Source organism: Streptomyces sp. NPDC007189, from assembly GCF_040703635.1.
Classification (GTDB): Bacteria; Actinomycetota; Actinomycetes; order Streptomycetales; family Streptomycetaceae; genus Streptomyces.
Genome location: NZ_JBEYEY010000011.1, coordinates 14090 through 26908, shown reverse-complemented (window position 1 = coordinate 26908; position 12819 = coordinate 14090). Strand labels below are relative to the sequence as shown.

The following is a 12819-nucleotide window of genomic DNA, read 5'->3' as shown; positions in this document are numbered from 1 at the left end:
GTGAGCGAGCACGTCGAGTGGAGTGAGGCGGAGCCGTCCGCCCCGTCGGCGCCCGCCGCCGTCACCCCGGCCGACGCCGCCGACGCGGCCCGGCTCGTCGCCTTCGGGCTCCAGCCCAAGCTGCAGCCCGCCCGGGACCAGGAGTACACGGAGCTGCTGCGGCGCTACCGCGAGGACCCGGCGTTCGCGCGGCTCGCCGACGCCGTCGCCGCCGGGCTGGGGCTCGTCGTCCTCGAGGTGTCCCCGCGCGCGGGGATGGCCGTGACCGCCGCCGAGGACTCGGTCTTCGCCGTCCGCATGGGCGACTACGCGCGTCGCACCGCCGCCGACTCCGGCGACCGCTTCCTGCACGGGCTCGCCCATCTCGCGGTGGCCGCGCTGGCGTTCCCGCGCCCGGAGGACCTCGCCGACGACACCTACATCGGCCGCGTCACCGTCAACGGCGTCGACGCCTTCGTACGGCAGGCCTGCCGGCGCCTGGAGGAGCGGGCCGACGAACGCGGCGAGAACACCGACCCGGCGACCGACGCGCCCGGCCTCGAGGCCGCCTGGCGGATCTGGGCCAGACGCAGCTCCACCGGAGCCACCAAGGACGCCCGCCGCCCGGCCGCCTCCACCACCGGCATCGTCGCCAAGGCCCTCGCCTTCCTCACCGACTCGGGCTTCCTGCAGCGCACCGGCGACGACAACGGCGGCACGTACCGCACCACGGCCCGCTACCAGCTCCAGGTCCGCGACATGGCCGGCAGCGCCGCCCTGGCCGAACTGCTGGAGCTGGGCGTCGTCCCGGTGACCGACGGCACGGCCAGCCTGCTGCCCGCCGAGGACACCGACGCCCTGGAGCTGGTGGCCGACGCCGGGCTGCCGTTCCACTCCTGAAGTCCCGCACCCCCCGCACGTTTTCCGAAGACTTACGACGAGAGTCCGCCATGTACGAGCTGTCCCGGGTCCGCCTCTACTCCATCGGTCCCGCCGGTGCGCGCTACGCCGACACCGTGCTTGACCTGCGGGGCGTCGGCGAGCCCGTGCCCGACCCGGCGCCCACGCAGGCGGAGTTCTTCGAGGAGGAGCCCTCCGGCCCGCCGCGCCGGCCCGCGCCCGCGGGCGTGCTCTTCCTGGAGAACGGCGGCGGCAAGTCCGTGCTGCTCAAGCTGATCTTCTCGGTGATGCTGCCGGGCCACCGCAACACCCTCGGCGGCGCCAGCTCCGGTGTGCTGCGCAAGTTCCTGCTCGCCGACGACTGCGGCCACGTGGCGCTGGAGTGGCAGCACGTGCAGACCGGCGAGTGCGTGGTCGTCGGCAAGGTCAGCGAGTGGCGCGGACGGCAGGTGTCCAGCGACCCGCGCAAGTTCGCCGAGGCCTGGTACTCCTTCCGGCCCGGACCGGGGCTGAGCCTGGACAACCTGCCGGTCGCCGAGTCCACCGCCGTACGCCCGCCCGCCGAGGGCACCTCGGGCGCGCAGGGCCGCCGCCGCACCATGAAGGGCTTCCGCGACGCCCTGACGGAGGCCGGCAAGGCCTACCCGCACCTGGAGGTGCACTGGGAGGAGATCCACGACCGCTGGATCGAGCACCTCGGCGACCTCGGCCTCGACCCCGAACTCTTCCGCTACCAGCGGGAGATGAACGCCGACGAGGGCGAGGCGGCCGGCCTCTTCGCGGTCAAGAAGGACTCCGACTTCACCGACCTGCTGCTGCGCGCCGTCACCGACACCCGCGACACCGACGGCCTCGCCGACCTCGTCAGCGGCTTCGGCAACAAGCTCGGCCGGCGCGCCGAGCTGATCGCCGAGCGGGACTTCACCGCCGGCTCCGTCGACCTGCTCGGGCGGATCGTCGAGGCCGCCGAGGCACGCGCACGCGCGCGTGACGTCCACGCCGGCGCCGAGCGCCGTACCCGCACCCTCGCCCGGCGGCTGTCCGCGCGCGCGGTGCAGGAGCGGGTGCGCGCCGCCGACCTCGCCCAGCGGGTCACCGCCGCCGCCTACGCCGTCACCCACTCCGAGGGCGCCCGCGAGCGCAGCGCCCTGATCGCCGCCGAACTCGCCTACCGGCACGCCTCCCTGGCGCTCGCGGCCGCCGAGAAGTCCGCCGCCGCGCAGAAGCGCGAGCTGGCCGACGCCCGCACCCTGCACTCCGCCTGGCAGGCCGCCGAGGCCGTGCTGCGGCACCGTGCCGCCGCCGACCGCGTCGCGCGCGTGTCCGCCGCCATCCAGGAGGCCGAGCGCGACGCCGCGCCCGCGCTCGCCGCCCGCGCCAAGGCCGCCGTGGACCTCGTACGGGCCCTGCACGCGGCCGCCGGGCGCGCCGAGGCCCTCGCCAACGAGGAGGAGGAGCGCTCCACCGCCCTCCAGGAGGCCTCCGACTCCGCCTACCGCGACTCCACCACCGCCGCGACCGAGGCACAGCGCGCGCGCAGCGAGGCCGGGCATCTGCGCCAGCGGCTCGCCGAGGTCGAGCAGGAGACCGCCGAGGCCGTCCGCGCGGGCTGGCTCGACGACAGCGCCCCCGACGCCGACCCGGCGCGCGCCGCCCTCGCCGCGAGCGACGCCGAGAAGAGCGCTGTCGCCGCCTGGGACGCGGCCCGCGAGGCCGCCCGCAGGGCCACCGAGCACGCGCGCGAGGCCGCCGCCGCCGAGTCCCGCGCCGAACTGACCGCGGCCCGCGCAGCGGACGCCGCCACGGCCGCCCAGCGCGCCTACGACGCCGAGCGGCGCCTCGCCGAGTCCCTGGCCGCCGAAGAGCGGCTCGCGGAACTGCTCAGCCTGCCGGGTGCGCCCGCCGCCGGCCGGCCCGGAGTGCCCGGGCCCCGGTCCGGGGCCGACGACGCGATGGACACCCGGGGCGGCGCGCGGGCCGGGCAGGGCGCTGACGCAGAAGCGCGTGAGAGCGCGCGTGACGGCGCCGCACAGCCGACGGGACCGGACGCGCACGGCACCGCCCGCCCGCTCGCCGAAGGCCCCCTCACCCCCGAGGAACTGGACCGCTTCGCCGACGAGTTGCGCGAACTCCTCGACGACGCCGTCTCGACCGCCGAACGCCACCTGTTCGAACTGCGCACGGCCGCCGCCGACGACTCCCGGATCCTCGGCGCGCTCGGTGACGGCGGACTGCTGCCGCCCGGCCCCGACGTCCTGGCCACGGTGGAGTTCCTCGGCGAACATGGCATCCCGGCACTGCCCGGCTGGCGCTACCTCGCCCAGGCCGTCGACCCCGCCGACCACGCGCGCGTCCTCGCCGCCCGCCCGGAGCTGGTCGACGGCGTGATCATCACCGACCCGGACACGCACGCGCGTGCCCGCGAGGCCCTCGAAGACGCCGCCCTGCTGCCCCGCTCCGCCGTCGCCGTCGGTACGGCCGCCGCCCTGCTCGCCCCGGCCCCCGCCGCCGACGCCGCCCCGGGCGACGTCTTCCTCGTGCCGCCGAACCCGGCCATGCACGACGAGCACGCCGCCGACGAGGAACGCCAGGCGCTGCGCGCCCGGGCCACCGAGCGCGACGAGGAGATCCGCGCCCTCGCCGCCCGGCTCGGCAAGGACCGGGAACTGGCCGCCCGACTCGCCTCCTGGCGCACCGGCTGCCCCGCCGGACGCCTCACCGAACTGGCCCGGGCGGCCGAGGAGACCCGCGCGTTCGCCGAGGAGGCCGAGGCCGAGCTGGCCGAGGCCCGTACGCTCCGCGCGGAGTCCGACGAGGCCGCCGCCGAGGCCGTGCAGGTCCGCGACGAGCGGCAGGAGGCCGCGCAGAAGGCCCGCCGCGCCGCCGACGCCCTCGCCGGACTCGCCCACCGGCTCCGCGAGCGCGCCGGCTGGCAGGCACGGCTGCGCGAACTCGCCGACGAGGCCGCCGAGTCCGAGGCCCGCGCCCAGGCCTGCCTGGAGCGCGCCCGCACCGCCGACGAGGACCGCCGCGCCGCCCAGCGCGCCGCCGACGACGCCCGCCGCACCGCGCGTGCCCTGCGCGCCGAGCGCTCCGAGATCGCCGGCGCCCCCGACGACGTACCGGCCGAGGACACCGACGCCCCCCAGGCCTCCCTGCCCGCCCTGCGCGAGGCCTACCGGGCCGCCTCCCAGGTGTACGAGAAGGTCGGCGTCGGCGCCGACCTGCGCGCCGAGCAGGCCCGCGCGGAGAGCGACGAGAGCGCCGCCCGCGCCGAACTCGACCGGCTCAGCAACAAGGTCCGCACCCGCGCCGAGCAGCTGCTGCAGTCGCCCGACGGCTCCGACGGGCCCTCCCGGCAGGCCGCCGCCGCCCGCGCGGAGGAGCTGGTGCAGTTGCTCGAGACCCGCATGTCCAGCGCGAGCGAACAGCTCGGCCGGCTGCGCGGCGAGGCCGAACGGCACGCCCCGGAGGACGGCGAGGCGCACACCGAGCTGCCCGAGGAGCTCGTCCCGCGCGACGCCGAGCACGCCCAGGCCCTGCTGCGCACCGCGACGGCCGAACTCGCCGCCCGGACCGAGGCGCTGGCCGAGGCCCGCGAGGCCCACGCCGAGCTGCTGGAGGCCCACCGGGCCGCCGAGGACGCGGCCGGCGGTTTCGACGAGATCGCCGCGATGCTCCGCGACCTGCTGCGCGAGCACACCCCGGACGAGGAGCACGAGGAGCCGGAGCCGTACCCCGGCAGCCTGGAGGAGGCCCGGCACTCCGCCGCCGAGGCCCGCCGCTCGCTGCGCGGCTGCGCCGCCGACCTGTCCGCCGCCGAGGCGGCCGTGCGCGAGGCGAGCGACGTCCTCGTCCGGCACGCCAACGCCACGCGCTACGAACAGGTCCGCACCCCCGCCCGGCAGCAGATCCGCGAACTGCCCGCATCCGCGCTGCCCGAGCACGCGCAGAAGTGGGCCGACGCCTTCGCGCCCCGGCTGCGCGTCCTGACCGACGAGCTGGCCCAGCTCGAACGCAACCGCGACTCCATCGTGGACCGCCTCCGGGGCCTGGTGGAGTCCGCCCTCGCCACCCTGAGGTCCGCGCAGCGGCTCTCCCGGCTGCCCGAGGGCCTCGGCGAGTGGTCCGGCCAGGAGTTCCTGCGCATCCGCTTCGAGGAACCCGACCAGGCCACGCTCACCGAACGCCTCGGCGAGGTCATCGACGACGCCACCCGCGCGGCCGTGAAGAAGAACTCCGACCTGCGCCGGGACGGCATGTCGCTGCTGCTGCGCGGCGTCGCGGCGGCGCTCCAGCCCAAGGGCGTGGCCGTCGAGATCCTCAAGCCCGACGCCGTACTGCGCGCCGAGCGCGTCCCCGTCGGGCAGATGGGCGACGTCTTCTCCGGCGGCCAGCTGCTCACCGCGGCGATCGCCCTGTACTGCACGATGGCCGCGCTGCGCAGCAACGACCGGGGCCGGGACAAGCACCGCCACGCCGGCACGCTGTTCCTGGACAACCCGATCGGCCGCGCCAACGCCACCTACCTGCTGGAGCTGCAGCGCGCCGTGGCGGACGCGCTCGGGGTGCAGCTGCTCTACACCACCGGCCTGTTCGACACGACCGCCCTGGCCGAGTTCCCGCTCGTCATCCGCCTCCGCAACGACGCCGACCTCAGGGCCGGCCTGAAGTACATCAGCGTGGAGGAACACCTCAGGCCCGGACTGCCCCGGCAGCCCCAGGCCGGGGAAGCGGTGCACAGCGAGATCACGGCGACCCGGATGTTCAAGAAGCCGGCGCCGGCCACGCCGTAGCGTCGCGGCCCGGGCGACTCAGGGGTGGGACAGCTGCCCGGCGCCGCCCCGGCGGCGTATCCGGTCCTGCTCGCGCAGGGCCGCGCGCTCCTCGCGTCGCCGGGCGCGCCGCTCGCGGCGCAGCGCCCGGGCCGTGCTGCTCGGCTCGGAGACCACGCCGTACCGCTGGCTCCACACCTGGCGGGTCACCCACACGTCGACCGCGGCCCAGGTGGCCACCACCGTGCTCACCACGCTGCTGATCACCATGGGGAACGCCAGCCAGGATCCGGCCATCGTGGACAGGAACGCCACCATCGCCTGGATCAGCGTCACCGCGGTGATCAGCAGCGCCCGCACCGCCGCCGTACGCACCGGATCCGGCAGCGGATGCCGTTTGGCCGGCTCCTCCACCCACAAGGGCCGGTAGTACCGCTGCTCGGCGGTGGCCTCCCCGGCGCGCCTGGGCGCCGGAATGTCGCGATCCCGCGCCTCCAGGCCCCGTCCCGCCGCCGAGCGCCCCGCCACGCTCTCCTCGGGCGCTTCGCGCCGCTCCGCAGTGTCCATCACCGTGTCACTCCCCACCGCCAGACCGCTCGCCCCGGCGTCACAAGACTCCGACTCCCCAGTGGCTGCCCGGCTTGCGCTGTTTTACGCCGCCGGGGTGCGGGATGCGGCTCCTGTGGCCCATTCCGCCCCCATTTCCCGTAAGGAGGACGAACGAGATCACCCGATGATTCCCGGTCGGCGAAAAATTCCAGCCAACCACCCGGTAACGGCGCGTCGGTCCGTCCATGCTGGGGCGCCGGATCGCGGTGGCAATCTCCCGCAATGCCCGGACAACTCGCCATGTCTCACCGCCGCAGCGGAAGTTCGCCCTCCGGACATGTCTTCGAGTTAACTGTGAGGCGGTAGTAGGCTCGCGCCGTTTGTTGACGGACATGTGCACCCCCGGCCGACGGGGGTCGAGCTGGGGGAGGCCATGCGCTTTCGCGGGAAGTCCATCCGCCGGAAGATCGTGGCGCTGCTTCTCGTGCCGCTGGTGTCCCTGACCGCCATCTGGGGCTTCGCCACGGTACTCACAGGGCGCGAAGCGGCCCGGCTGTTCCAGGTGACGGACGTCCAGCAGGACATCGGCTACCCCGCCGAGGACGCCATCCGCGTCCTGCAGCAGGAGCGCCGTCAGACCCTCGTCTACCTCGCCGACCCCAGAGCCGCCGACGCCCTCGCCGCGCTGCGGCGCACCCGCGCGGCGACCGACCGCGCCATCGCCAAGATCCGCGGGAACGCCGGCGGCCGGCACATTTTCGACGGCCTGGACGTGGCCGACAACGAGCGCCTGACCGCCGTCCTGGACGCCTTCGACGGCCTCGACTCCCTGCGCCACGGCGTCGAGCAGGGCACGGTCACCCGGTCCCAGGCCTACGATCTGTACAACCGCCTCGTCGACCCCTGTTTCACGCTCCTCGCCTCCCTCGAAGGCATCGACGACGTCGCCCTGGACGTGCAGGCACGCGCGATGGTCAACATCGCCCGTGCCCGCGAACTGCTCTCCCGCGAGGACGCCCTGCTCGGCTCCTCGCTCGTCGTCGGCCGGCTGACCGGCGCCGAGCGGCGCGACATCGCCGACCTCGCCGCCCAGCGCACCGTCCTGTACGACGTCAGCCTGCCGCTGCTGCCCGCCGCCGAGCGCGACCGCTACGAAGGCTTCTGGAAGAACGCCGCCACCGCCCCGCTGCGCACGGCCGAACGGACCGTCATCGACGCGGAGTCCGGCACCCCGCGCGGCGTCACCGCGCAGAGCTGGGACTCCGCCGCCGCGAGCGCCCTGGACGACCTCGGCACCCTCGACGACCAGGTCGGCGACCGCTTCCAGGACCGCACGCGCCCGGTGGCCGTCGGCGTCATCCTGCAGGCCGCCGTCGCCGGGCTGCTCGGCCTGGTCGCGCTCGTGGCCTCCCTCGTCGTGTCGGTCCGGATCGGCCGCCGCCTCGTCCGCGACCTGCGCCGGCTGCGCATGGAAGCCCACGAGGCGTCCGGCGTCCGGCTGCCCAGCGTGATGCGCCGGCTGTCCGCGGGCGAACAGGTCGACGTCGAGACCGAGGTGCCGCGCCTGGAGTACGACAAGAACGAGATCGGCGAGGTCGGGCAGGCCCTCAACACGCTCCAGCGCGCCGCCGTCGAGGCCGCCGTCAAACAGGCCGAACTGCGCGCCGGCGTCTCCGAGGTCTTCGTCAACCTCGCGCGCCGCAGCCAGGTGCTGCTGCACAAGCAGCTCACCCTCCTCGACACCATGGAGCGCCGCACCGAGGACACCGACGAACTCGCCGACCTCTTCCGCCTGGACCACCTCACCACCCGCATGCGCCGGCACGCCGAGGGCCTGGTCATCCTCTCCGGCGCCGCGCCCTCCCGGCAGTGGCGCCGCCCGGTGCAGCTGATGGACGTCGTACGGGCCGCGGTCGCCGAGGTCGAGGACTACGAACGCGTCGAGGTACGGCGCCTGCCCCGGGTCGCCGTCACCGGTCCTGCCGTCGCCGACCTCACCCATCTCGTGGCCGAACTCCTCGAGAACGCCACGGTCTTCTCGCCCCCGCACACCGCCGTGCAGGTGCTCGGCGAGCGGGTCGCCAACGGCTTCACGCTGGAGATCCACGACCGCGGGCTCGGCATGACGGCCGAGGCGCTCCTCGAGGCCAACCTGCGCCTCGCCGAGACACCCGAGTTCGAACTGTCCGACACCGACCGGCTCGGCCTGTTCGTGGTCAGCCGGCTCGCCCAGCGGCAGAACGTCCGGGTCTCCCTCCAGCCGTCGCCGTACGGCGGCACCACCGCCGTCGTCTTCATCCCGGACGCGCTGCTGTCCGACGACGTACCGGACACCAACGGCCTCGGCTTCCGTCTCGACCGGGACCGACCGGCGAAGGGCAGCGCGCAGGCGGGCCTGGCGGGCGTACGGTCCATGGCGCCGGCGCAGCTTCCCGGCCTGCCCACCTCGCTGCTGGACGGCCCGGTCGAGCTGGAGGCGCCGGTGGATCTCGACGCCATCGACGACTTCCCCGGCGTCCTGGCCGACGAGGACAGCGCGCGCGGCGGACTGTTCCGTCCGCGCCGCTCCGGCGCGGACGACGCGGCGCCCGCCCCGTCCGCCGAGGCCGGTGACACCGGGCCCATACCGCTGCCGCGCCGGCAGACCCCGAAACTGGTCAGCTCGCACGGCAGGCCCGTCACCGGCCGGCGCTCCCGCCGTGAGGAACCGGACCAGCAGCCCTCCGCCGGGCCCCGCAGCCCCGGCACCGAAGGACCGGCCCCTCTCCCGACCCGCCGACGCACCACCACCCCGGGACACCCCGCCGAGCCCACGGACCAGGCGGGGGAGCGCGACGCGACCGCCCCGGAGAGCACCGACGTGCCCGCGCTGCCGCGCCGCACCCGCACCACGCCCTCCGCGGAACCGCCCGGCCGGACCGCCGGGGACCGCGAGGCGCCCGCCGCGCAGGTCACCGACCCGCCTGCCGCGCAGGACACCGACGCGGTGTCCGACGCCCCCGGCCTGCCCCGGCGTACCAGGCCCACGACTCCTGCCGACGGCCCCGAGGGGGTGTCGGATGCCGCTGCCCTGCCCCGGCGTACCAGGCCCACGACCTCGGCCGACGGCGCCGCTGGGCACGGTGGTCACACGGCCGGCGGCCCGGGCGCTGCCGAACCGGCCAAGTCCGGCGCCCCGGGCGCTGCCGAACCGGCCACCGGCGCCCTGCCCCGGCGCATCCGCCAGGCCAGTCTGGCCCCCCAGCTCAAGCAGGACACCGCGCCGCGTGCCGAGCGCGCGGCGCAGCCCGCCGACCGCGACGCCGAGGAGGTCCGCAGCCGGATGGCCTCGCTCCAGCGCGGCTGGCAGCGCGGCCGGCGGGAGAACGCCGCGGGCGACGACGCCCACGACGGCACAGCACAAGGAACGACAAAGGGGGACGGTCGATGACCGCACCGAAGGCGACCGGCCACACGGCGACCGACAAGGGAGGGCTCAACTGGCTCCTGGACGACCTGGTCGACCGGGTGGCCAGCATCCGCAAGGCCGTCATCCTGTCCGGCGACGGGCTCCCGACGGGTGTGTCCAAGGACCTGACCCGCGAGGACAGCGAGCATCTGGCCGCCGTCGCATCCGGCTTCCACAGCCTGGCCAAGGGCGTGGGCCGGCACTTCGACGCGGGCGGCGTCCGGCAGACGGTGGTCGAGCTGGACGACGCCTTCCTGTTCGTCACGGCCGCCGGGGACGGCAGCTGCCTCGCCGTGCTGTCCGACGCCGACTCCGACGTCGGACAGGTCGCCTACGAGATGACCCTGCTGGTCAAGCGGGTCGGCGCACATCTGGGCAGCGCACCGCGCACCGATCTGCCCGCGGGCGGGTAGTGAGATGTCATGAGCACAGACGGTCAGGGAAGCAACCACTGGTTCGACGACGAGGCCGGACCGGTCGTCCGTCCCTACGCCATGACGCGCGGCCGGACCACGAGTCCCGGCCAGCACCGGCTCGACCTGATCGCGGTGGTCGTCACGGAACCCGGCGTGGACGACCCGGAAACGGACCCGACGCTGGCGCCGGAGCACGTGGAGATCGTCGGGCTCTGCCGCCGCGAACCGCAGTCGGTCGCCGAACTCGCCGCCGAACTCGACCTGCCGGTCGGCGTGGTGCGTGTCCTCGTCGGCGACCTCGTGCACGCGGAACTCGTCCATGTCACGCGTCCGGTGCCACCGGCAGAGCTGCCGGACGAGCGGATCCTGCGCGACGTGATCAACGGCCTCCGGGCCCTGTGACACCGGGCAGGAGCCCTCGACCGGGAGCCCTCGACCAGGACTATCAAGACCCCTCAAGCAGGAGAAGAGACCGATGATCTTCGGGCGTTCTGAGCGCGGCACGTCCCCGGTCGAGCCCGTCACGCTCAAGATCCTGGTGGCCGGCGGCTTCGGCGTGGGCAAGACGACCCTCGTCGGCGCCGTCAGCGAGATCAGGCCGCTGCGCACCGAGGAACTGCTCACCGAGGCGGGCCGCCCGGTCGACGACACCAGCGGGGTGGAGGGCAAGCACACCACCACCGTGGCCATGGACTTCGGCCGGATCACCCTGCGCGAGGATCTGGTGCTGTACCTGTTCGGCACGCCCGGACAGGAACGGTTCTGGTTCATGTGGGACGAGCTGTCCGAGGGCGCGCTCGGCGCCGTAGTCCTCGCCGACACCCGCCGTCTTGAGGACTGCTTCGCCGCCGTCGACTACTTCGAGCGGCGCGGCATCCCCTTCCTCGTCGGTGTCAACTGCTTCGAGGGAGCGGCCCGTTACCCGGCCGAGGCGATCCGGCAGGCCCTCGACCTGGACGACGGCGTGCCGGTGCTGCTGTGCGACGCGCGGGAGCGGGAATCGGTCAAGGAGGTGCTCGTCGGAGTCGTCCAGCACGCGATGGACCACGCCGCGGACCGCCGCCAGGCCGCCCTCCGCTGACCGGCCTCAGGGGCACGGCCCGTACCCCCGCCGACTGGGGTACGAGCCGTGGTCCGGTGAGGAGCCCTCACGCCGGTGCCGGGACTCTCCGCAAGGAACCCTCACGCGCGCGTGCGCGATCCCGCTACGCGTCGCCCTCCTCCAGCCAGCCGAAGCTCTTCTCCACCGCCTTGCGCCAGTTGCGGTACTCGCGGTCGCGTGCCGACGGCTCCATCGCCGGTGTCCACTCCGCGTCCCGCTGCCAGTGCGACTTCAGCTCGTCCAGGTCGTTCCACACGCCCGTCGCCAGACCGGCCGCGTACGCGGCGCCCAGACAGGTCGTCTCCGACACCCGGGGCCGGATGACCGGTACGCCGAGGACGTCCGCCTGGTGCTGCATGAGCAGGTTGTTCTTGGTCATGCCGCCGTCGACCTTCAGGGTGTTGATCCGCACCCCGGAGTCCTGGTACATGGCGTCCACGACCTCCCGGGTCTGCCAGCTCGTCGCCTCCAGCACCGCACGCGCCAGGTGCGCCTTCGTGACGTACCGGGTGAGGCCGGTGACGACACCGCGCGCGTCGGAGCGCCAGTAGGGCGCGAACAGACCCGAGAACGCGGGCACGATGTAGGCGCCGCCGTTGTCCTCGACGCTCGCCGCGAGCGTCTCGATCTCGTCGGCGGTGCGGATGATCCCGAGCTGGTCGCGGAACCACTGGACGAGCGCGCCCGTTATCGCGATGGAGCCCTCCAGGCAGTAGACCGGCGCCTCCCCGCCGATCTTGTAGCCCATCGTCGTCAGCAGCCCGCTCTTGGACGGCACGGGCCGGTCGCCGGTGTTCAGCAGCAGGAAACTGCCGGTGCCGTAGGTGTTCTTCGCGGTGCCCACGTCGTAGCAGGCCTGCCCGAAGACGGCGGCCTGCTGGTCGCCCAGCGCAGAGGCCACGGGCACCCCGGAGAGCTGTCCGACGGCGGTGCCGTACACCTCGGCGGAGGACCGGATCTCCGGCAGTACCGCCTCGGGGATGTCCATGGCGGACAGGATGGCCGGATCCCACTGGAGGGTCTGGAGGTTCATCAGCATGGTGCGGCCGGCGTTCGTGACGTCGGTGACGTGCCGGCCGCCCTCGGTGCCGCCGGTGAGGTTCCAGATCAGCCAGGAGTCGATGGTCCCGAAGGCGATCTCGCCGCGCTCGGCGCGTTCCCTCAGGCCGGGCACGTTGTCCAGCAGCCAGGCCGCCTTGGGCCCGGAGAAGTAGCTGGCGAGCGGCAGTCCGGTCTGCTCGCGGAAGCGGTCCTGCCCGTCCGCGCCGCCCAGTTCGCCGCACAGGGCCGCGGTGCGGGTGTCCTGCCAGACGATCGCGTTGTGCACGGGTTTGCCCGTGGCGCGGTCCCACAGGACGGTGGTCTCCCGCTGGTTGGTGATGCCGAGCGCGCTCAGCTGTTCGGCGCGCAGCCCGGCCTTGGCCAGTGCTCCGGCCACCACGGCCTGCACCTTGGACCAGATCTCGGTCGCGTCGTGCTCCACCCAGCCCGGCTTGGGGAAGATCTGGCGGTGTTCGCGCTGGTCGACGGCGACGATGGCGCCGCTGTGGTCGAAGACGATGCAACGGCTGGACGTGGTGCCCTGGTCGATGGCGGCGACGTAGGTGTCGGCGGTGTCCGTCATGGCGGTCCCCTGGGTCGCTGGGTCGG

General features: G+C 74.5%; 8 protein-coding genes. 6 read left to right on the top strand and 2 right to left on the bottom strand.

Going from position 1 to position 12819, the window contains the following annotated elements:
* Complete coding sequence (locus AB0950_RS22340; protein WP_366779285.1) at positions 1–879, top strand: hypothetical protein; 879 nt, start codon at positions 1–3, stop codon at positions 877–879.
* A gap of 50 nt (positions 880–929) precedes the next feature.
* Positions 930–5675 (top strand): hypothetical protein, encoded by a 4746-nt coding sequence (locus tag AB0950_RS22335; protein WP_366779284.1) that lies wholly within the window; start codon positions 930–932, stop codon positions 5673–5675.
* 18 nt (positions 5676–5693) lie between these two features.
* Here AB0950_RS22335 and AB0950_RS22330 read toward each other — a convergent pair whose 3' ends face one another.
* Entirely contained in the window at positions 5694–6221 is a 528-nt protein-coding gene (locus AB0950_RS22330) for a hypothetical protein (protein ID WP_360573835.1), read from the bottom strand.
* A gap of 415 nt (positions 6222–6636) precedes the next feature.
* Between AB0950_RS22330 and AB0950_RS22325 the strand changes: the two genes are divergently transcribed.
* The 4 genes from AB0950_RS22325 to AB0950_RS22310 all read left to right on the top strand — a co-directional run bounded on the left by AB0950_RS22325 (position 6637) and on the right by AB0950_RS22310 (position 11148).
* Entirely contained in the window at positions 6637–9633 is a 2997-nt protein-coding gene (locus AB0950_RS22325; protein ID WP_366779283.1) for a nitrate- and nitrite sensing domain-containing protein, read from the top strand.
* A complete protein-coding gene (locus tag AB0950_RS22320; protein ID WP_330341251.1) occupies positions 9630–10064 on the top strand; it encodes a roadblock/LC7 domain-containing protein in 435 nt (144 codons plus the stop codon). The genes AB0950_RS22325 and AB0950_RS22320 overlap by 4 nt, the downstream gene beginning before the upstream one ends.
* Before the next feature lie 9 nt (positions 10065–10073).
* Complete coding sequence (locus AB0950_RS22315; protein ID WP_361984828.1) at positions 10074–10469, top strand: DUF742 domain-containing protein; 396 nt, start codon at positions 10074–10076, stop codon at positions 10467–10469.
* Positions 10470–10542: 73 nt separating this feature from the next.
* Positions 10543–11148 carry an ATP/GTP-binding protein gene (locus AB0950_RS22310; RefSeq protein ID WP_360157696.1) on the top strand — a complete coding sequence of 202 codons (606 nt, stop codon included), beginning with the start codon at positions 10543–10545 and terminating at the stop codon, positions 11146–11148.
* 124 nt (positions 11149–11272) lie between these two features.
* Here AB0950_RS22310 and glpK read toward each other — a convergent pair whose 3' ends face one another.
* Positions 11273–12793 (bottom strand): glycerol kinase GlpK, encoded by a 1521-nt coding sequence (gene glpK, locus AB0950_RS22305; protein ID WP_366779281.1) that lies wholly within the window; start codon positions 12791–12793, stop codon positions 11273–11275.
* Between the last annotated feature and the right edge of the window lie 26 nt (positions 12794–12819).